Here is an 18,715-nt window from a genome sequence, read left to right as displayed (position 1 = left end):
GCCGGCGCGGCGGTGCCTGCGGCGCATCCGCGGCCGGGGGAGGAAGCGGTCGACGGCCAAGCCAGAGATGATCGAGCAGCCACATGGCGGGTCTCCGTGGGGGGACGGGGACGATCAACATTAGACCCGGGTGGGCATGGGCGGCGTGAGCGGAAGACGACAACGGGATGACGGCGGAGGGGGCGATGAGCCTGCTACGCCGTATGCTCGGCCAACGTGCCTTTGCGTTTCCGCAGCAACAGGTGCAACAACACAGCACACACAGCCGTCAGCAGCGCCAGTACACGCAGCAGTGTTGCCAGCGCCTTGGCGCTGACCTGCTGCAGCTGCTCACCGCTCATCGCCGGCAGCAGTGCCGCCGCCTGGTCGCGGGACCCGCTCGCCAGATAGGCACCGGCACGCGCCAACGACGCGGGCGATGCCCCATGCAGCTGCTGGTCGACCAGCATCGCCAGCAGCGCCGTCACTGCGGCCAGGGCGATGCCTTCGCCCGCTACCCGCACGGTTCCGAAGATGCCGGCGGCCATGCCCGCACGCTGTACAGGCACCACGCTCACCGACAGCCCATCCATCAGGCCCCATGGCAAGGCCGTCCCTGCACCGACCAGCATCAGCAACGGCACCCACTGCAAGGGCGACGGCTGCGATGCGTGGCGCGACAACAGGTACAGGCCAGAGGCACAGACCAGCAGTCCCAGCGTGCACAGCCGCGCACTTCCAACGCGCTCCGCCCAGCGCGCAGCCAGCATCGGCAGCACCAGCATCGGCGCGGACAGCGCCAGCATCTGCAGTCCCACCAGCGTCGTGCTCTGGCCATGCACGCCCAGCAGTTGCAGAGGCAACACGACCAGCAGCACCACGTAGCCCAGACAGGTCGCCACCGGCAGCAGCTGGACGCCGAGAAACGCCGGTTGCCAGAACAGTGAGAGGTCCAGCAACGGGGAAGGATGCAGCCGTTCGGCACAGACGAACGCGCCGCCCAACAGCAGCGTCGCCAACAGCGCCAGCTGCACGCGACCGGCGTGCAGGCCGTACTCTCCCAGCCACAGCAGGGCCAGGGTCAATGCCGCCAGCATCAGGCTGAAGCCCAGCATGCCGGCGATGTCCAGCCGTCCGCGCTCGCCCCGGCTTTCGGGCAACGCGCGCGCGGCCAGTGCGAACGCCGCCAACGTCAGCACACCGCCTGCAGCGAACACGCTGCGCCAGCCCAGCGCCTGCAGCAACAGGCCCGCGAGCAGCGGCCCCAGCGCCAGGCCCGCACCGAATGTCATGCCCAGCAGGGCGAAGACACGGGCACGCCTCGGTCCCTGCCAGCCCTGCGCCAGCGCAGCGGTGCCCGAGGCCAGCGCTGCGGCAGCGGCAACGCCCTGCAGAGCGCGCGCCAGATCCAGCCACAGCAGCGTAGGCGACAGGCATACAGCGGCCGTCGCGACGGTGAAGCCGGCCGTGCCCAGCAGGAACATCCGCCGTCGGCCATGGCGATCAGCCAGGCCACCGGCAGCGAGCAGCAGGCTGCCGAAGGTGAGCATGAAGGCGTTGGTCACCCAGGCCAGCGCAGTGGGCGATGCCACTGAGGAGCGGGACAGCACCGGCACCGCGACGGCGCCGGCGGTGAAGGACAACGGCAACGCCAGCGCGGCCAGGCAGACCGCAAGCAGGGCCCAGCGCTGCTGCGCGCGGACAGGTACAGGGAGCATCGAATCCGGGGCCATGCGGGCCTCCATCCATCAGGGGCATTGATGATGGACAGGCCGCTATTCCAGAAAAACAGGCTCGATGGACGTTGATTACGTCCAACCGTTCCGCAATCATGCTCCCCATGGACTCCATCTCCGCCCTGCTCGCCTTTGTCCGCACCGCGGAGGCAGGCAGCATCGTCGGTGCGGCCCGCGTACTCGGCCTGTCAGCCTCGGCCGTCGGCAAGCGCATCGCCCGCCTTGAGCTCGACCTGGGCGCGCGCCTGTTCCAGCGCACCACCCGCCGCGTGCACCTCACCGACGAAGGCGAACTGCTGCTGCAACGCTGCCGGCGTGCGCTGGACGAACTTTCCGAAGCGCAGGCAGATCTGGCGCAACGACAGCACGCCCCCAGCGGACTGCTGCGCATCGGCCTGCCCACCATCGGCTACCGCTTCCTGCTGCCGGTGCTGCCCGGCTTCCAGCAGCGCTACCCGCAGGTGCAGCTGGAACTGGACTTCAACGACCGCATCGTCGATGTGGTCAGCGAAGGCCTGGACGCGGTGATACGCAGCGGCGAACTGGCCGATTCCAGCCTGACCGCGCGGCGACTGGGTGGCTTTCGTTTCATCCTCTGTGCGGCGCCGGGCTACCTGCAGGCGCACGGCACACCCGGCGATGTAGGCGACCTGCGCATGCATACCGCGCTGCGCTTCCGTTACCCCACCACCGGAAGGCTGCATCCGTGGCAGCTGCCGGGTATCGAAGGCGATGCCGGCGCGCGCCTTCCCACGGCGATGACCTGCAACAACATGGAAGCCGTGCTGGCCGCTGCGATCGGTTGCATGGGCCTGGCCTGGATGCCGGACTTCCTCGCCGCTGACGCGCTGGACGATGGCCGCCTGCAACGGGTGCTGCCTGCGCTGCCCACGTACCAGGGGCAGTTCTCGTTGCTATGGCCCGGTGGGCGCCATCCCAGTGCACGCCTGCGGGTGTTCATCGACTACGCCGTTGCCAACCTGTTCCAGGACGCCTCATAAAAAGGGGACGGAGGGGATTAAGTCGTTTCAGGCACAGCAGGGCCAGTTACGACTTAATCCCCTCCGTCCCCTTTTTCCTAGCGACTGAAGCGGCGGGCGCCTGCCACGCAGATCACCGCGACCGCGGTCACCAGCACCATGCTGAGGCTGACCGATTCGTGCAGCAGCAGCGCGGCCAGGGCCAGGCCGAAGAACGGCTGCAGCAACTGCAACTGGCCGACAGCGGCGATGCCGCCCTGCGCCAGCCCGCGGTACCAGAACAGGAAGCCGATCAGCATGCTGAACACCGCCACGTAGCCCAGCGCCCACCACGCCGAGGCACCGACCGCAGTGAACGAGGCCGGGCGCATCAGCACCGTCAACGGCAGCATCACCGGCAACGCCAGCAGCAGTGCCCAGCTGATCACCTGCCAGCCGCCCAGATGACGGGCGAGCCGGCCGCCTTCGGCATAGCCCAGCCCGCACACCACGATGGCCGCCAGCATCAGCAGGTCGGCCTGCAGCGAGGCCTCGATGCCGTTGCGCACCGCATAGCCGACCACGCAGGCACTGCCCAGCAACGAGAACAGCCAGAAGGCAGGACGCGGCCGCTCGCCACCGCGCAGCACGCCGAACAGCGCAGTGCTCAGCGGCAACAGGCCGAGGAACACGATGGTATGTGCCGATGACGCGTGGCGCAGCGCAAGCGCGGTCAGCAGTGGAAAACCGACCACAACGCCGAGGCTGACCACCACCAGCCCAGGCAGGTCACCGCGCCGCGGCCACGGCTGGCGCAGCATAAGCAGCAGGCCCAGGCCAAGCACGGCGGCGATGGTGGCGCGTGCGGCGGTGACGAACCCGGCATCCAGCTGCAGCACCGCCAGGCGGGTGGCCGGCAACGAGCCCGCGAAAATCACCACCCCGATGAAGCCATTGATCCAACCGCTCGCCGACCGTTCCACGCCTGTGATCCTGAAGTGCCAGGCGACGCCTGGCGGAGCCTGTATGGAAGCATCCATGGCGGAACCGCCCCAGCTACAATCCAGTACAGTCGCAAAGAACTGTATTGCCCACACTTCCACTACAGTGCTGACATGCCACGTCCGCTTACCCGCATCGAATCGGTCATCCAGGCCGTCCGCAACCGCATCACCGCGCGGGTGGATGGCCCCGGCTCCCGCCTGCCGTCGGTGCGCGCGCAGGCGGCAGCGATGGGCGTGTCGGTCTCCACCGTGGTCGAGGCCTACGAACGCCTCGCTGCCGAAGGGTTGATCAGCGCGCGGGCCGGTTCCGGCTTCTACGTCAATGGGCCGGCCGCACCGCTGGCACTGGCCGAGATGGAACCGCGGCTGGACCGCGCGGTGGACCCGCTGTGGGTGTCGCGGCAGTCGCTGGAAACCCCGCCGGGCCACCTCAAGCCGGGGTGCGGCTGGTTGCCCAGTGACTGGCTGTATCACGATGGCATGCGCCGCGGCCTGCGTCGGCTGGCGCGTGCCGATGCAGTGCACCTGGTCGACTACGCCGGCCCACTCGGGCTGCCCGCGTTGCGCCAGCTGCTGCAGAGGCGCAGCGCCACGCTCGGCATCGATGCACCGATGGAGCAGATCCTGCTGACCGACTCCGGGACGCACGCGGTCGACCTGATCTGCCGTTTCCTGCTCAAGCCCGGCGACTGCGTGCTGGTCGATGATCCGAGCTACTTCAACTACCACGCGCTGCTGAAGGCGCACCAGGTACAGGCAGTGGGTGTGCCGTACACACCCACCGGCCCGGACCTTGAAGCGTTCGATCGTGCATTGCAGGACCATTCGCCGCGGCTGTACATCACCAATTCCGGATTGCACAACCCGACCGGTGCGGTACTTTCGGCCAGCACCGCGCACCGCCTGCTGGGCCTGGCCGAACGCAGCGAGTTGATCATCGTCGAGGACGACATCTTCGCCGACTTCGAACTGCAGCCGGCGCCCCGGCTGGCCGCGCTCGACGGGCTGTCACGGGTGATCCACGTCGGCAGTTTCTCCAAGACGCTGTCGGCCGCTTCGCGCTGCGGCTACATCGCTGCACGTCATGACTGGATCGAAGCATTGACCGACCTGAAGCTGGCGACCAGCTTCGGCGGTGGTCATCTGGCCGCGCAGCTGATGCACATCGCGCTGACCGACAGTGGCTACCGACGCCACATGCAGTCGATACGCTCGCGGCTGGCCGACGCGCGCCGGCACACACTGCGGAAACTGCAGACGCTGGGCATCACGCCGTGGCTGCAACCGGAAGCCGGCCTGTTCCTCTGGTGCCAACTTCCCGATGGTCGCGATTCCGCCGCGCTGGCCCGGCAGTGCCTGCGCGAAGGCATCGTGCTGGCCCCGGGCAACGCGTTCAGCCAATCGCAGCGCGCGGCCGACTATGTGCGTTTCAACGTCTCGCAGTGCCAGGACCCGAGGATCTGGCAGGTACTGGCACGCGCGCTGCGATGAGCTGGTAATGCGCGACCAGCGCATCCACCACCACGCGCACGCCCGGCAGCTGGCCGCGACGATGCGGCAGCAGCACGCTGGTGGTGACTTCGCCGGCATGCCACGCCGGCAGGACCTGCTGCAGGCGGCCAGCAGCGATGGCCGCCGCACACAGGCTGTAGGGCAGCACGGTGATGCCAAGACCCGCTTCTGCCGCCGCGATCAGCAGCTGCGATTCATTGCCGACCAGCGCCACCTGCGGCTCCACCTGCACGGTGCCGGCGTCGGCGCTGTGCAGCGTCCAGCGCGTTGCATGGCGCGCGGTCAGCAGGCCGGCATGCGCGCGTAGCTGCTCGGGCGTGTCCACTGCCGGCGCGGCTGCCAGATAACCAGGGGCCGCCACCAGCACGATGCGTTCGCTACCGAGCATTCGCTGCACCAACCCGGAATCCGGCAGCGGACCGAAGTGGCTGCGCAGGGCGATGTCGATGCCCTCCTGCGCCAGATCGATGAAACGATCACTCACTTCAACTTCGATGCGCAGCCGCGGATAGCGGCGGGCCAATGCGGGCAGGCACGCGGCGAGCTCGCCCTGCACCACCGGAATCGAAGCGCTGATGCGCACGGTGCCGCTGGGTTCGGCCTGGCGGTCGCGGACAATGGCCTCCGCAGCCTCTACCTCCGACAACGCCGCGCGTGCGCGTTCGAAGAACTCTTGGCCGACCTCGGTCAGCGCGAAGCGGCGCGAACTGCGTTGCAGCAGCCGCACCTCGAGGTGTTCTTCCAGCAGCGCCACGCGCTTGCTAAGGGTCGAGCGCGGCAGGCCCAGATGGCGCCCACCTGCGGCGAAACCACCCTGCTCCACTGCGGTCACGAACAGGGCCAGATCATTGAGGTTGAGCATGCGCAACGTCCACACGTGTGGACTTCAGGATGCCATTCGGACGGCTTCAGCGGCAATGTCCATGCTGGCACGCTTTCCTCACCCGCCGCATCGCGGCTCGAACCGGAAATCTGCCATGACCCCGATCCTCTTCTACGGCGTGCCCTCGGGCTGCTCGTTCGGCTCCATCGTTGCACTGGAGTGGCTGCGCCAGCCTTACCAGCTGTGCCGCATCGACATGCCCGGCCAGGTGCAGGGCGAAGACTACCGCCGCCTCAATCCACTGGGCGAAACCCCGACCCTGCGAACCCCGCAGGGCGAGCTGCTCAGCGAGAGCCTGGCAATCCTCAACCACCTGGCTGCGAAGGGCATCGCGCAGGGGCTGGGCTTCGCACAGGGCACGGCTGGCTTCGATCGCCTCAACCACCGGCTGGCCTATCTCAACACCAGCTTCTTCGGTGCCTACGCGCCGCTCTGGCACGCACTGGAGCATGCGGAAGGTGATGAAGCCGAGGTGCTGGGTGCCTATGGCACGACCAAGGTGCGCCACGCCCACCAGGCGCTGGAGCAGATGATCGGTACGGGCCCGTGGCTGCTGGGCGAACAGCGCAGCTTCGCCGATGCCTACTTCGCCGGCATCGCGCGCTGGAACGACTTTCACCAGGTCGTCGACCGCCGCGAGTTCCCCAGGGTGCAGCAGCTGTTCGAACGCCTGCAGGACGACGCGGGCGTGCAGTTCGCCCACGCCATCGAAGCGCAGCAGCCGGCAACCAGCAGTGGTGGCTTCCTCGGCGAGGTGAGGCTGGAAGACGTGCTTGAGGCCACAGCGGCCTGAGCCCTGTGCTGTCTCTGCGGCAGCGGCGCGCAATGCCTCTTGCGCGCCGCGCTACAGTGGTCTGTCCCCGTCGAAGGAATCCGCGCATGTCCACGTTCTCCGACCCACAGGCGGTGGCCCGCTATGCCGAAGCGCCACTGCGCCAGGTGCCTGGGTTCCTCGCGTTGCAGCAGATGAGCCGCCTGCTGCTGGCCGAACGTGTTCCTGCGCAGGGCCGCGTACTGGTACTCGGTGCCGGGGGCGGGCTGGAGCTGAAAGCCTTCGCCGAGGCGCAGCCGGGCTGGCAGTTGCTGGGTGTGGATCCGGCCGCGCCGATGCTCGCGCTGGCCGAGCAGACACTGGGCCCGTTGAACGCACGCGTCGAACTGCTGGAAGGCTACATCGACGATGCCCCGGACGCGCGCTTCGATGGTGCCAGCTGCCTGCTCACCCTGCACTTCCTCGATGCCGCGCAGCGCCTGCACACGCTGCGCGAGCTGCACAGGCGCCTGCAGCCCGGCGCGCCGCTGGTGGTGGCGCACCACAGCGTGCCGCAGGATCCGGCCGGCAAGCTCCGCTGGTTGCAGCGCTACGCCGCGTTCGCCGAAGCCTCGGGTGTTGCCCACGCCGATGCGCAGCGCGCGATCGACGCCATTGCCGAGCGGCTGCCGCTGCTGGCGCCCGAACAGGAGGTCGCCCTGCTGCAGGAGGCCGGCTTCGACGGCGTGGAGCTGTTCTATGCAGGCTTCAGCTTCAGGGGCTGGGTGGCGTACGCCGGGTGATGCCTACGGCACCACGGTGATGCCGATGCGCTGCATCAACAGCGCCACCTGCTGCACATCCAGCGTGGCGCCGCGCAGGTTGGTGCTGCGCAGGTCCAGCTCACCCAGCTCCGAGTGGGTCAGGTCACAGCCGGTGAAGTTGGCGCTGCTCCAGTCGATGCCCTCGAACTGGCCGCCCGACAGGTCCGAGCCGGCGAAGCTGGCGCCGCTGACGTTCGCACCATCCCAGCGGTTTTCCCACAGCTCGCACTTTTCCAGCGTCACCCGCGAGAAATTGGCATAGCGCAGGTTCGACTTCTTGATGAAGGCACTGCAGAACCCGCTGCGCGGGGTGATCTGGTTCATGAAGCTGGCGTTGCTGAAATCCGCGCCCTGCGCGCGGCACTCGCTGATTTCCAGGCCCAATGCCTTGACGAAATTGAAGTGGCACATGCTGATGTCGCAGCTGCGGAAGCTGGCTTCCTTCAGCGTGGCGCCGTTGAAGCGGCAGCCACTGCGGCTTTCGGCGTCATAGAAGCTGCAGTTGATGAACTCGGTGGCAGTCAGGTCCACGCTGGAAAAATCGCATTCGTGGAACTGCTGGTCGACCACTTTCTGGCCGGTGTACTGGTCCGCGCCGATGCGCAGCTTGCGGTGAACGGTGGGGGACATCGTGGATTCCATGCCAGGTGCCCCGCCATGATGCCGGGCCGCGAGGGCGATCCATAGACGTGGGCGCGGGAGGATTCACCGGCAGTCCAGCCGCGCTGTGTCCCCGATGCCAATTGCACGTTGTTGCACATTTATGCACGAATGTGCAGACTTATGGCATGAGCTCAGACCCCAGCCCCCTCCCCGCCCAACGCACTCGGCAGATCCTCGAAGAACTGCGCCAGCAGGGCCGCGTGGTCGCTGCCGAACTGGCGCGCCGCTATGCCGTCTCCGAAGATTCGATCCGCCGCGACCTGCGCGAGCTGGCCGCACAGGGCCTGTGCCAGCGTGTCTACGGCGGCGCCGTGCTGCCACCGCCCAAGGAACGCCCGCTGCGCGAGCGCCTGACCCGCGACCGCGGCGACAAGGCCGAGCTGGCCGCCCGCGTCTGCGCGTTGCTGCAACCCAATCAGGTTGTACTGCTCGATGCCGGTTCAACCAACCTGGCGATCGCCCAGCAGTTGCCGCCCGCCCTCGGCTTGACGGTGATCACCAATGCGCCACAGATCGCCACGGCCGCCAGCATGCTTGATGGCACCTCGGTGCAGCTGATCGGCGGCCGCCTGGCCAGCGGTGGCGGTGCGGTCGGCGCAGAAGCACTGGCCCAGGTGCAGCGCCTGCGCGCCGACGTGTACCTGCCCGGCCCCTGCGCGGTGGACGGCGATACTGGTGTATGGGCAATGGATGCAGAAGAGGCCACGCTGAAGCGCGCGATGGTCGCGTGCAGCAGCCGCGTCATCGTCGCCGCCACTACTGAAAAGCTCGGTGCCCGCGGCCACTGGCAGATCGCCAGCCTCGACGAGATCGACGACCTGGTGCTGACCACCACCGCGCCGCCCGCATTGGCGGCGCGCTTCCGCGCCGCCGGCATCGCGGTACACCCCACTCCCCCCTGACCGTATCGCTCATGTCCCTTGCCAACCGCGCGCGTACCGAACAGCACGCGACCCGCGCTGCGTTCTTCATTCCCGGCTTCGCCACCGCGCTGTGGGCCACCCTGGTGCCGTTCGCCAAGGCACGCACCGGGATCAACGACGCCACGCTGGGGCTGGTACTGCTCTGCCTCGGTGCCGGTTCGCTGCTGGCAATGCCGTTGTCCGGCGTGCTGGCCGCGCGCCTCGGTTGCCGGCGGGTGATGGTGGCCAGCAGCCTGCTGATCTGCCTGACCGTGCCCGGCCTGGCCCTGGCCGGCTCGGCCTGGAAACTGGGGCTGGTGCTGTTCGTGTTCGGCGCCGCCGTGGGCGCGATGGACTGCACGATGAACGTACAGGCCGTCATCGTCGAGCGCGAAGCACGGCGCGTAATGATGTCCGGCTTCCATGCCTTCTTCAGCATCGGCGGCTTCCTCGGCGCGGCCACCATGACCGTGCTGCTGTCCGCACAGCTGCCGCCCTTGGCATCGGTGCTGATCGCCGTTGGCGCCATGCTGCTGGTGATGCTGTTGTCGGCAGCGCACTGGCACAGCGAACGCATGCCGCACGACACACCGATGCTGGCCCTGCCGCACGGCATCGTGTTGTTCATCGGCGTGCTGGCGTTCGTCGCCTTCCTCGGTGAAGGCGTGATGCTGGATTGGAGCGCGGTCTTCCTCAGTGACGTTCGTCGCGCCGACGCCAGCCTCGCCGGCATCGGCTATGTGACCTTCACCCTGACCATGACGGTCGCGCGCCTGTTCGGCGATGCATTGGTGGCGCGCGTGGGCCGCCAGCGCGCGATCGTCTTCGGTGCTCTGCTTGCCGCTGCGGGCGTGCTGGTGCTGACCCTGGTCACGCCGTGGCAGGCGTCGCTGGTCGGCTACGTGTTGGTCGGCCTCGGTTGCGCCAACATCGCGCCCGCGCTGTTCTCGCTGGCCGGTCACCAGACCCGCATGCCCGGCGCGCTGGCGATCACTGCCGTGTCCACGCTCGGCTTTGCCGGCATCCTTGCCGGACCGGCACTGATCGGCTTCGCCGCAGACCATTTCGGCCTGATCGCCGCGTTCGTCGGCGTGGCCACGGCCTTGTTGCTGGTGGCGGTGTCCACGCGCTGGCTGCGGGTGTAGCCCAGGGCATCAACGCCGCCTGCGCCGCAGCTTCATCCGCACGCGCCGGTAGCCGATCACCGTCGCCGTGGCACACAGCGCGGTGCCAGCAGCGCTCAGCAGCAGCAACACCGCCAACCGGACACCTTCCTGGCGCAGCATCGCCGGCAGGTCCCAGCTGTGCAGGAAGTAGAACAACCAGCGCCCCACCCGCTCGCGATGCCCCATCGTCAGCAACGGATCGCCGGTCGCCAGATCGAGATAGACGCGCGTCGCCTCCGCATCGCCAAAGTCCACCACTGCCACCGGGAAGCGGCGCACTGCTGCGCCGTTCATGGCTTCCGGTGCACGCGGATAGAAGTAGGCATCCGCTGTCTGCTGCACCACGAAGCCCTGCATCGGCGCAGCGGACAGCGCCCGCGCCTTCTGCTGCAGCCACGCGGCCGGCAGCAAGTGCGCAACCTGCAGATGCTCGTCGCTGCCGGACACGATGCGGGTCTCGCCCTGCCCGTCCAGCAGCACCGCGAACAGCTCACCACCGATGCGCCGCCACTGGATCTCAACTGGCCGGAAGCACTCAGCATCGGCCACCGCCAGAAGCTTCGCCGGATCGCCCAACGCGCCATCCACCGCCACCGCGCCGCCACGATAGCGCCCACCGTCGATCGCAGCATGCGTGCTGCTGAAGACGCCCAGTGGATTCATCGACATCAGGCCGCTGAAGATCCAGGTGAACACGAAGGCCGCTGCCACCAGACCGATCAGATGGTGCCAGCGCATCCACGGCTCGACGTACGGTGTCTTCGCACCGGAACGATAGTGCCCACGGAAACGCCAGCGCCACACACCCACCACGATGCCGCTGACCGCCGCCAGCGTGCACAGTGCGGACAGCACGATCACCACCCACGTCCACACCGGGTCCACCGACTGCATGCGCAGGAAATACAACCAGTGCAGCCAGGCGCCCACATAGTTCCAGCGCTGCTGCATATGCGGCGCGTCCAGCACGACTTCACCGGTACGCGAGGACACATACAGGTCGCCCGGTTGCTCACCGCCCACCTCGACGCGATACAGCGGCCGATGCGCATCCAAAGCGCGCGAATGCGTCCAGCGGTCCTCGTCCACGCGCATCGCACCCACGAAGGCCGGGCCGCCCGCGAACTGTGCAGCGGACGCTTCGGCACGCTGTGCCGACACCGGCAGCAGCGCCTGGCCGGTCACGGCAGACCAGGCGCCCACGTTGCTGCCACTTCGCACCACATACGCCGGCTCGCCACGCAGTGTGGTCAATGCCACAGCCTCCGGCTCGGCCTGCACGGCAGCCGGCAGTACCGACAGCCCCTGCAGGTCGCGGGCCTCACCCAGCACCGGCAACGCCGCCAGCCGCTCACCGGGTGTCAGCTTCGGGTAACCAATGAACAGCATCACCATGCCGCTGACGAACCACAGCAGCATCAGCAGGCATCCGCCGATGCCCAGCCAGCGGTGCACCAGGTAGGTCCAGCGCTTGGCGGTGGATCGCAACGTCATCGCCAGCGTCCTCAGAAGCGATGGTCAACAGTGAATTCGACGCGCCGGTCTGCACCCAGCAACCACTGCGTACTGGTGTAGTACGCGGTGGCGTAGTACGCCTTGTCGAACACGTTGAACAGGCGCGCGCTCACCCGCGTGCGCGGTGCCGCCTGCCAGGTCAGCGCCAGGTCGGTGGTGCTGTAGCCGGGCAGCTCCAATGTGTTGGCGTTGTCGGCGTAGCGCTTGCCGACGTAACGCACGCCCCCCGCCGCACTCCAGTCCGGTGCGAACTGCCAGCTGAGCCACGCACTGGCCAGGCGCTCGGCCACGTTAGGCGGCACGTTGCCATCACGCGATACCAGCACCGCCGGCGAACCCGTGGTTTCCAGGAAGTCCTCGAATTCGGCCTTCAGCACCGTCGCGTTGGCATCCAGCGTCCAGTGCGGCGCGACATTCCAGGTCAACGACGCTTCAATACCGCGCGAGGTCTGCGCGCCCACCTGCACGCGGCGATCAGGCACCAGCGGATCGCGGCTGAGCAGCCCGGTCTTGCGGATGCGGTACGCCGCCAGCGTCCACTCGCCACCGTCGAACGCCTGCTTCAGGCCCACCTCGATCTGCCGCCCCTTGGCTAGATCGAACGCTCCATTCGCGGGGCTGATCATCAGCAGTCCACTGACCGGATCTGCCGCCTGCGAGTACTGCGCATACAGGCTCAGCGTCGGCTGCAGCGCAAATACCGTGCCGGCGCGCCAGCCGGTGCTGCTGTAGGTTTTCGAGAACGCGTTCTGGCCACTGATCAGATCGGTGCGATCGATGCGCGCGCGATCATGGCGCAGGCCAGCCAGCACCGACCAGCGCTCGCTCAGCGCCAACCGGTCTTCCACGAACAGCGCGTACTGCTCGGCGGCGTTGCGGTAGCGCGGCAGGTTCGGCGCGTCGCTGGCGAACTGCCCCGGCACCGGATGGAACGGGTCGACCGGGCCCGAGCTGCCGGCATAGGTGTTGTTGGTGTGCTTGAAGTGCGCACGGTTGGCGTCCAGGCCCACGGCAAAACTGTTCTGCAGGTCACCCACGCTGCCCTGCACGCGCAGCGTCGAGGTCAGCCCCGTCTGGTCCTGGTTGTGGGTGATCTGGGTGTTGCCCGAGCGATCGATCAGGCCGGTGCGCGGGTTGTAGACATAGGCCTCGGCGTTGCGCCAGTCGCGCTGGCTGTCGATCTGGTAGACGCGCGTGCGCCAGTCAACGTTCGCGTTCGGCGTCCACTGCGCATCGAGCTGCGTCCAGCGGTCGCGGTAGCGGATCTCGCTGTCGTCCACGTTGTAGTTGCGATGGCGCAGCACGTCCAATTGACGTCCCTCCACCAGCGGCGTGCCGAAGTAGCGCATCGGCTTCTGATGGCCCTGCGCGTGGGTCAAGGTCAGCTGCAGGTCGGTGCGCGGCTGCCACAGCAGCGCGCCGGAGAAGGTGGCATCGCCGTTGCGTCCCCGATCGACCCAGCCACCGCTGTAGTTGCCGCTCACATCCAGCCGGTAGGCCAGCTCGGGCGTCAGCGCGCCACCACTGCCGAAGCCCAGCCGCGCGGTGTCCTCGCTGCCCACGGTCACACTGATCTCGTTTTCGATGGCACCGCGCGAGGGCTTCTTCGGCACGATGTTGATCACCCCGCCGATCGCACCGTCGCCGTGGATGACCGAGGCCGGCCCGCGCAGTACTTCGATGCGCTCGATCGACCAGGTATCGAACGGGAAGGTGATGCCCACGCCGCCGTACTGGCGCAGCCCGTCGTACAGCCGCATCACCGAGGCGCCATCGGTGAAGCCGCGGCTGGACAGCGCACTCAGACCGTTGCCCGGGTGCGGCATCGCACTGATCGCACCTGCCCGGCTGATCGCATCGTTGAGGTTGCTGTCGCCGCGCTGATCCAGCTGTTCGCGCGAAATCACCGTCAGGCTGGCCGGTGTCTGCAGCACGCTCAGGCCCAATGCAGAGCCTGCGCTGGCAATGGAGGACAGCTCGCCGCTGCGGGTGTCAACCACCCGCACGGTCTCCAGCGTGGTCGGGGGTGCCGCGTCGGCGGCAAGCAGGGGCGCAGCATGCAGGAGCAGCGCGCACAGGACAGGCAGCGTCGCCCGGCGCAGGCACGCGGGGTTGGGGTTCGTTTTCATTTTTTCACGGCATGCAAGGCCACCCCGCAATGGCAGGGCAGCAATCAGAAAGGGACAGACACGCGCGTGCGGGCACCGGCCGTGGCCGGCAACCTCATGGAAGAACGTTCAATGCAGCGCGCGTGCGGCTCAGGCAGCCATCAGTGCCGGCGGCCCACGCGCGCCCAATGTGCCGCCGATTCGTTGCGGCAACGCCTGCACGGCACCGCGCAACGCGCGGCACACCGGAGCCATCGGCATCAACAGCAGCACTGCCGCCACCAACAGGGTGATCAACCGCGCTGCAATCAGGCAGTAATCACAATCCACGCCCATCTCATGATCGGCATGCGGATCGGCGGGCGGCTTCTTTGCGGTCTCGCCGTGCGGCATCGCCATCGCGTGATGGTCGTGGTGCCCTTCCATCGCGTGCTGCGCATGCTCTGCGTGTATTGCGTGGTCCATGGCGGCCACCGGCGCAGCGGCAGCCACGTGACCATGCGCCAGCCAGCGGCTCACCAGCGGGGCGAGCAGCACCAGCAGCATGGCAAGCCAAGCCAGGGCCTGGAACCGGCGGTGGAGGACAGAATGACGCACCCGGCCATTCTACGGGCCTGTGCCCAACCTTGGACCCCGTTCAGGGTTTGCCCCCTGCGACACGGTGACGCAGGAGCTCGCCTCGCGCGCCGACATGTGAATGCACCACACCGCGGTCCCTGCGCTTGCGGGCTCTGCCTCGCCAACGTTAGGGTTCAATTGGCCACGGCAAGGAGCCAGAGAAATCTGCATGACCACCCGCATCACACACCGGCAGCGCATCAGCCTGCTCGGCCTGACCGCTCTGCTTGCTGCCTGCGCCGACAAGGGGCCGCCCCCACCGCCAGAGCCGCTGGAACTCTCACAGCCCATCGCCGTGGACGCGCCCGGCCAGCAGGTGCAGTTCGAGTTCGAAACCACGGCGCGCAATTTTGCCAGCTACCGCACATATGCGGTGGAGCTGGAACTGCAGCGGCGAAGTCCAGCCACAACGGGCACGCCCGATATAGCAAGTATCAACATCCCATTCGAAGTATCCCTGCAGCGTCGGGAAGGCACTACCTGGCAGGAGATTGCAACACAGGACAGCTATCAGGCACGCGCGCGCAACGGTGTTGAGCCGCTCCCCTCGTGGCACCACTCTGAGAGCTGGCGCTATGCCTCGCTCGCATCAGGCAGCGACGGCAACTACCTCCTGAACGTGACAGCGCTGCCGCTGGAGCTCGACAGCAGATACCGGCTGCAGATTCAAACGGTCCATGCCATATCAGGACTGCAAGACTATTCGGCAAGGCTAGTCGTGCACGCCTCGCGTCCTGCAGGGAAGTGACACCATTCATTCGAAGGAACGAAGGAGTTTCCATGAACAAGCCCCGCTACAGCCTGGACATTGTCATTGCCGCACCCGGCACCCCACTGCTCGATCCCGATTCGGGAAAGCAGCAGCTGACGCCCGATGGCACTCCTGATACTTCCGGGCCTGGCCACATGTTCTATGTTCTGCATGCTACAGGTAAAGCGGCGCAGAGTTTCGGCTTCGCACCCGTCGAGCATGGCAGCATGAATGGTCCCGGGCGCATCGTCAGAGACGACGTGAAAGTCTATAAGGACCCCGCCCATGTCCGCACCATCGAAATCACCGAAGCCCAGTACAACAAGCTCAAGGCGTTCGGCGACGATCCAGTGAAGTACGGCTTCAGCAAGCACTATGCCGACGTGCGCCACAACTGCGTGGACTTCACCTGGGGCGCATTGAATCACGCCGGCATCCAGCGCAAGCACAGCCTGGACGTGAACAGCATCGGCGGCCCCGTCGGCCAGTTGCTGCCCGATGTCCGCATTCCGCTGGGCGTCCAGTCACAGGGCAAGGACGGCTATCGTCCGCTGCGCAACATCCATGGCGTGGACAGCATTGAGCCCCCTTTCCCCAACAGCGAACTCAACCGCACCACCACTCATCCCCTGCCCGAGCGCAGCTTGAAGCAGCGTCTGCTCAGCGAAACCGATGGCATTGATGGCCCCTTGGGCGAGCGTCTGGCTGCGGACGCGCGCGCACCGGGGCACAGCCTTCATGCCTTGGACCAGAAAGTGCGTACCGCACTCGCCCAGGCCAGCGAACAGCAGGGACTGCCCCCCGGCCAGGAGCACGAACGACTGGCAGGCCATCTGACCCACGCGGCGGTGCAGGCCGGCTTCAGCGAAAAGGACACGCTGCAGGTGGCATTCAGTTCAAACAGCACCGCCGAGGCACCCGGCTACGTATTCCTGCATCGCAGCGGCGACACCGCCTCGCCGGACCCTGCCGCCAATCGCCAGCGCCTGTCCCTGCTCGATACGCAGCAGGGCGACGCGGATACGCTGTATCAGCAGGCCAATGTGCAGCAGCGATCCCGCGACGCAAGCCGGCTGGCGCAGGACGAGCAACAGGCACAACAGCAGGCGTCGCCGCGCATGGCCTGACCCAGCCGCATCAGGCGCTGACACCGTTCCCGCATCAACTCACGTACTGCGCCTGACCGTTCCCGAACGACCAGTTCTCCTTCTTCACTTCCACCAGATTGATGAATACATCCTCGCGGCGGATGCCCACCGCCGCATGCAGTCCCTCGGCGATGCCGGCGTACAACGCCTTTTTCTGCTCGAGCGTGCGCCCTTCGTTCCAGGTGATCTGGATGCAGATGAAGTCGTCGGTGCGATCCACGCCCAGGTAGCCGGGATCGTAGATCAGCGTGCCGGGCGCGTGTTCCTGGAAGATCTGGAAGCGATCGTTTTCCGGCACTCCCACCGCGCGCATGGCCTGGTAGATGGTTTCGCCGACGCGTTGCAGGTAGTCGGCGGATTTGCCTTTGCGAAGATCGATGCGGGCGAGCGGCATGGTGGCACTCCAGAGTGGATGGGTACGACGACAGGCTGAGACTACGCCTGCCCGGGGCGGCGGGACAGCGCAGGGATGGAACCCTCTGGCTCCATGCGTGGCATGGTCCCGCCTCCGCCGCGCGGGGTGACGCGATTGCCGTGGCGGCATCCCTCCGGAGTCGTCATGTGCACGGTCGGCAGGGGCGGCGATGTGCGCCATCAGTGATGGGCCGCACTACTCGCAGGTGTCGGACGACACACATCGGGAAACGTCTGGCCTGCCTAGGGACAGTTGAGAATTTTCCTTACAGACCGATGTGATTGCCCGGCTTGAAGATCGCCGCGCCGAGGCAAGACGCCTTGGCCGGGATTGGCGTCTCGAAAAAGCAAACCGAACGGATAGGTTGCGCAGCAGTGCGTAGCCGCAAGAATGCACCAACTGCCCTCAATGGCGGGCGGTGTGTGGGGATCACTCGATCCGCCGGGTGATTTCTCACTCCGTTGTGTTTGCCCCGGTACGCCAACCCGCACCGTCCGCCACCTTCACTCCGGAAGGTGGCCCTACGCCAGTGAGGGTTTCGCCATGACCAACCGCACCGCCGTCCATCCCCGCCTGTACACCCTTATCGGCGACGTCGCCGCCGATGTGCCCGAAGACGTCGCACGCGAGATCGAGTGCGCACTGAACGAACAGAACCTGCCGGCGCAGTCGGCCACGTTCTTCGCCCGTCTCAATGCGATCAACCATGCTGACGGCGATGACGGACAGCCGTGCATCAGCCTCACCCTCGGCGCCAGCAATCACGCTTCGTTGCGCCGCTCGCTATCTGCGCTCGGCGCGTTGCTCGATCTGCTGCAGGCCGCCGACCATGCGCGCAACGAAGGTGGCCCGGACGAACAGTTGGGCGCCTTCCATATCGACGGACTGATCGTGGCCGCACGACAGCTGGTGCGCGAGGCACATCATTGCCTCTCCAGCGGCGATGCCTGACCGGCGCGGATGTGCTCCCGCTACAATCGCGCAGGGAACGCAGGAGGCCGCAATGGACGCCGAACACCTGGAATACTTCAAGGCCGCACTGGAAGGCCGCGCAACCGTGGGCTGGAACGTCTGGTTCGCCGCCAACCAGCACGCGCTGGCACAACAGCTGAGCCGCCCTGCACTGCTGCGCTTGAAGTTCAGCACACTGGATGAAGCCGAACGCCTGCTGGCCGAAGCCGGCATCGTGCCCCGCAGCACAGCGGGCAAGCGCTACGAAATGTACTGCGCGCAGTTCTCGCCGGACGTGGTGGACGCGAACGGTCGCCCGCTACCGGCCCTCTGGCGCGCGGCGCACGGCGGTGCCATCGGCCTGCTGGCCGACGGTGAGCAGGAGGCCGGCCAGGCGAAGCTGCTCGCGGAGTTCCGCCGCGTCCGCAAGCGCGGGCTGCAGCAGGCCCATGAATGGTTGGCCGATCTGTGCTTTGAGGGCGAGATGGAACTGACCAGCGGCAATGCCGAGGTGGGCCGCAGCCTATTGGCGGTGGTGGTGCAGGCGGGTAGCGGCCATGACCTGCTGGATGCCACGGCGATGATCGCGCGCGAGCTGCTGGAGCGGCACGGCTGAAAGGGCGTGTGCTTCCAGCTGATCTTGCTGGATCGCTGGTAACAAAAAAGCCCCCATTTCTGGAGGCTTCTTTCGTTCTGCAACATGGTGGGCGGTACAGGGATCGAACCTGTGACCCTTGCCGTGTGAAGGCAATGCTCTACCGCTGAGCTAACCGCCCGGTGTGTTGCTGAGCCGCTCATTATAGGGGCTTTTCAGAGGCCGTCAACAGTTT

18 protein-coding genes and 1 tRNA gene are annotated in these 18,715 nt (G+C 67.0%); 10 read left to right on the top strand and 9 right to left on the bottom strand.

Translation table 11 applies throughout. The features are described from left to right. Positions 1 to 194 precede the first annotated feature (194 nt). Positions 195 to 1,712, bottom strand: a complete 1,518-nt coding sequence (locus PEM_RS03105) for an MFS transporter (protein WP_005415529.1) — start codon at positions 1,710 to 1,712, stop codon at positions 195 to 197. Positions 1,713 to 1,819: 107 nt separating this feature from the next. Here PEM_RS03105 and PEM_RS03100 point away from each other — a divergent pair, with 107 nt between their 5' ends. Next, entirely contained in the window at positions 1,820 to 2,716 is an 897-nt protein-coding gene (locus PEM_RS03100) for a LysR substrate-binding domain-containing protein (protein ID WP_065177959.1), read from the top strand. A gap of 77 nt (positions 2,717 to 2,793) precedes the next feature. On the opposite strand, the gene PEM_RS03095 is transcribed toward PEM_RS03100, so the two are convergent. Further along, positions 2,794 to 3,657: a DMT family transporter gene (locus tag PEM_RS03095; RefSeq protein WP_111127639.1), complete on the bottom strand. Its 864-nt coding sequence runs from the start codon at positions 3,655 to 3,657 to the stop codon at positions 2,794 to 2,796. Positions 3,658 to 3,789: 132 nt separating this feature from the next. On the opposite strand from PEM_RS03095, the gene PEM_RS03090 reads away from it, so the two are divergent. Beyond that, on the top strand, positions 3,790 to 5,169 hold the full coding sequence (locus tag PEM_RS03090) for a PLP-dependent aminotransferase family protein (protein WP_111127637.1): 1,380 nt from the start codon (positions 3,790 to 3,792) through the stop codon (positions 5,167 to 5,169). On the opposite strand, the gene PEM_RS03085 is transcribed toward PEM_RS03090, so the two are convergent. Next, positions 5,108 to 6,052 carry a LysR substrate-binding domain-containing protein gene (locus PEM_RS03085; protein WP_111127635.1) on the bottom strand — a complete coding sequence of 315 codons (945 nt, stop codon included), beginning with the start codon at positions 6,050 to 6,052 and terminating at the stop codon, positions 5,108 to 5,110. The genes PEM_RS03090 and PEM_RS03085 overlap by 62 nt on opposite strands. 115 nt (positions 6,053 to 6,167) lie before the next feature. On the opposite strand from PEM_RS03085, the gene PEM_RS03080 reads away from it, so the two are divergent. After that, positions 6,168 to 6,866 carry a glutathione S-transferase family protein gene (locus PEM_RS03080; protein ID WP_111127633.1) on the top strand — a complete coding sequence of 233 codons (699 nt, stop codon included), beginning with the start codon at positions 6,168 to 6,170 and terminating at the stop codon, positions 6,864 to 6,866. An 86-nt stretch (positions 6,867 to 6,952) separates the two neighbouring features. Then, positions 6,953 to 7,627, top strand: a complete 675-nt coding sequence (locus PEM_RS03075; protein WP_095377019.1) for a class I SAM-dependent methyltransferase — start codon at positions 6,953 to 6,955, stop codon at positions 7,625 to 7,627. Between the two features lie 3 nt (positions 7,628 to 7,630). Here the strand turns inward: PEM_RS03075 and smqnr are convergent, their stop codons facing one another. Further along, positions 7,631 to 8,278: a SmQnr family pentapeptide repeat protein gene (gene smqnr / locus PEM_RS03070; RefSeq protein ID WP_065177962.1), complete on the bottom strand. Its 648-nt coding sequence runs from the start codon at positions 8,276 to 8,278 to the stop codon at positions 7,631 to 7,633. Positions 8,279 to 8,436: 158 nt separating this feature from the next. On the opposite strand from smqnr, the gene PEM_RS03065 reads away from it, so the two are divergent. Together PEM_RS03065 and PEM_RS03060 are read left to right on the top strand one after the other, a co-directional pair. Then, entirely contained in the window at positions 8,437 to 9,213 is a 777-nt protein-coding gene (locus PEM_RS03065) for a DeoR/GlpR family DNA-binding transcription regulator (protein ID WP_053499766.1), read from the top strand. 11 nt (positions 9,214 to 9,224) lie between these two features. After that, positions 9,225 to 10,358 carry an MFS transporter gene (locus tag PEM_RS03060; protein WP_111127631.1) on the top strand — a complete coding sequence of 378 codons (1,134 nt, stop codon included), beginning with the start codon at positions 9,225 to 9,227 and terminating at the stop codon, positions 10,356 to 10,358. Between the two features lie 9 nt (positions 10,359 to 10,367). Here PEM_RS03060 and PEM_RS03055 read toward each other — a convergent pair whose 3' ends face one another. The 3 genes from PEM_RS03055 to PEM_RS03045 all read right to left on the bottom strand — a co-directional run bounded on the left by PEM_RS03055 (position 10,368) and on the right by PEM_RS03045 (position 14,548). Continuing rightward, positions 10,368 to 11,873 carry a PepSY domain-containing protein gene (locus tag PEM_RS03055; RefSeq protein ID WP_111127629.1) on the bottom strand — a complete coding sequence of 502 codons (1,506 nt, stop codon included), beginning with the start codon at positions 11,871 to 11,873 and terminating at the stop codon, positions 10,368 to 10,370. Positions 11,874 to 11,884: 11 nt separating this feature from the next. After that, positions 11,885 to 14,023, bottom strand: coding sequence for a TonB-dependent receptor (locus PEM_RS03050; RefSeq protein ID WP_162911572.1), 2,139 nt, complete (start codon positions 14,021 to 14,023; stop codon positions 11,885 to 11,887). A 129-nt stretch (positions 14,024 to 14,152) separates the two neighbouring features. After that, positions 14,153 to 14,548 carry a DUF2946 family protein gene (locus PEM_RS03045; RefSeq protein WP_111127627.1) on the bottom strand — a complete coding sequence of 132 codons (396 nt, stop codon included), beginning with the start codon at positions 14,546 to 14,548 and terminating at the stop codon, positions 14,153 to 14,155. A 241-nt stretch (positions 14,549 to 14,789) separates the two neighbouring features. Between PEM_RS03045 and PEM_RS03040 the strand changes: the two genes are divergently transcribed. Both PEM_RS03040 and PEM_RS03035 read left to right on the top strand, forming a co-directional pair. Next, positions 14,790 to 15,368, top strand: coding sequence for a hypothetical protein (locus tag PEM_RS03040; RefSeq protein ID WP_050562684.1), 579 nt, complete (start codon positions 14,790 to 14,792; stop codon positions 15,366 to 15,368). 32 nt (positions 15,369 to 15,400) lie between these two features. Further along, the gene (locus PEM_RS03035) at positions 15,401 to 16,498 is read left to right on the top strand and encodes an XVIPCD domain-containing protein (RefSeq protein WP_111127625.1); all 1,098 of its coding nucleotides are present in this window, start codon (positions 15,401 to 15,403) and stop codon (positions 16,496 to 16,498) included. Positions 16,499 to 16,532: 34 nt separating this feature from the next. Here the strand turns inward: PEM_RS03035 and PEM_RS03030 are convergent, their stop codons facing one another. Further along, on the bottom strand, positions 16,533 to 16,913 hold the full coding sequence (locus PEM_RS03030) for a tautomerase family protein (RefSeq protein WP_053501099.1): 381 nt from the start codon (positions 16,911 to 16,913) through the stop codon (positions 16,533 to 16,535). A 564-nt stretch (positions 16,914 to 17,477) separates the two neighbouring features. Between PEM_RS03030 and PEM_RS03025 the strand changes: the two genes are divergently transcribed. Together PEM_RS03025 and PEM_RS03020 are read left to right on the top strand one after the other, a co-directional pair. After that, positions 17,478 to 17,885, top strand: a complete 408-nt coding sequence (locus PEM_RS03025; protein ID WP_111127623.1) for a hypothetical protein — start codon at positions 17,478 to 17,480, stop codon at positions 17,883 to 17,885. A 52-nt stretch (positions 17,886 to 17,937) separates the two neighbouring features. Next, positions 17,938 to 18,501 (top strand): hypothetical protein, encoded by a 564-nt coding sequence (locus tag PEM_RS03020; protein ID WP_005415515.1) that lies wholly within the window; start codon positions 17,938 to 17,940, stop codon positions 18,499 to 18,501. 85 nt (positions 18,502 to 18,586) lie between these two features. On the opposite strand, the gene PEM_RS03015 is transcribed toward PEM_RS03020, so the two are convergent. Further along, a tRNA-Val gene (locus PEM_RS03015) sits at positions 18,587 to 18,661 on the bottom strand. Positions 18,662 to 18,715: the final 54 nt, after the last annotated feature.

This window comes from Stenotrophomonas sp. Pemsol (assembly GCF_003586545.1).
Classification (GTDB): domain Bacteria; phylum Pseudomonadota; class Gammaproteobacteria; order Xanthomonadales; family Xanthomonadaceae; genus Stenotrophomonas; species Stenotrophomonas sepilia.
This window is presented reverse-complemented; position numbering and strand designations above follow the sequence as displayed.

Excerpts from the sequence above, each read along its gene's own strand:
- PEM_RS03050 (WP_162911572.1), bottom strand. The coding sequence starts at position 14,023 with ATGAAAACGAACCCCAACCCCGCGTGCCTGCGCCGGGCGACGCTGCCT.
- PEM_RS03060 (WP_111127631.1), top strand. The coding sequence starts at position 9,225 with ATGTCCCTTGCCAACCGCGCGCGTACCGAACAGCACGCGACCCGCGCT.
- PEM_RS03025 (WP_111127623.1), top strand. The coding sequence starts at position 17,478 with ATGACCAACCGCACCGCCGTCCATCCCCGCCTGTACACCCTTATCGGC.
- PEM_RS03055 (WP_111127629.1), bottom strand. The coding sequence starts at position 11,873 with ATGACGTTGCGATCCACCGCCAAGCGCTGGACCTACCTGGTGCACCGC.
- PEM_RS03045 (WP_111127627.1), bottom strand. The coding sequence starts at position 14,548 with ATGCTGCTGGTGCTGCTCGCCCCGCTGGTGAGCCGCTGGCTGGCGCAT.
- PEM_RS03065 (WP_053499766.1), top strand. The coding sequence starts at position 8,437 with ATGAGCTCAGACCCCAGCCCCCTCCCCGCCCAACGCACTCGGCAGATC.
- PEM_RS03105 (WP_005415529.1), bottom strand. The coding sequence starts at position 1,712 with ATGGCCCCGGATTCGATGCTCCCTGTACCTGTCCGCGCGCAGCAGCGC.
- PEM_RS03030 (WP_053501099.1), bottom strand. The coding sequence starts at position 16,913 with ATGCCGCTCGCCCGCATCGATCTTCGCAAAGGCAAATCCGCCGACTAC.
- PEM_RS03075 (WP_095377019.1), top strand. The coding sequence starts at position 6,953 with ATGTCCACGTTCTCCGACCCACAGGCGGTGGCCCGCTATGCCGAAGCG.
- PEM_RS03080 (WP_111127633.1), top strand. The coding sequence starts at position 6,168 with ATGACCCCGATCCTCTTCTACGGCGTGCCCTCGGGCTGCTCGTTCGGC.
- PEM_RS03035 (WP_111127625.1), top strand. The coding sequence starts at position 15,401 with ATGAACAAGCCCCGCTACAGCCTGGACATTGTCATTGCCGCACCCGGC.
- PEM_RS03090 (WP_111127637.1), top strand. The coding sequence starts at position 3,790 with ATGCCACGTCCGCTTACCCGCATCGAATCGGTCATCCAGGCCGTCCGC.
- smqnr (WP_065177962.1), bottom strand. The coding sequence starts at position 8,278 with ATGTCCCCCACCGTTCACCGCAAGCTGCGCATCGGCGCGGACCAGTAC.
- PEM_RS03085 (WP_111127635.1), bottom strand. The coding sequence starts at position 6,052 with ATGCTCAACCTCAATGATCTGGCCCTGTTCGTGACCGCAGTGGAGCAG.
- PEM_RS03100 (WP_065177959.1), top strand. The coding sequence starts at position 1,820 with ATGGACTCCATCTCCGCCCTGCTCGCCTTTGTCCGCACCGCGGAGGCA.
- PEM_RS03040 (WP_050562684.1), top strand. The coding sequence starts at position 14,790 with ATGACCACCCGCATCACACACCGGCAGCGCATCAGCCTGCTCGGCCTG.
- PEM_RS03020 (WP_005415515.1), top strand. The coding sequence starts at position 17,938 with ATGGACGCCGAACACCTGGAATACTTCAAGGCCGCACTGGAAGGCCGC.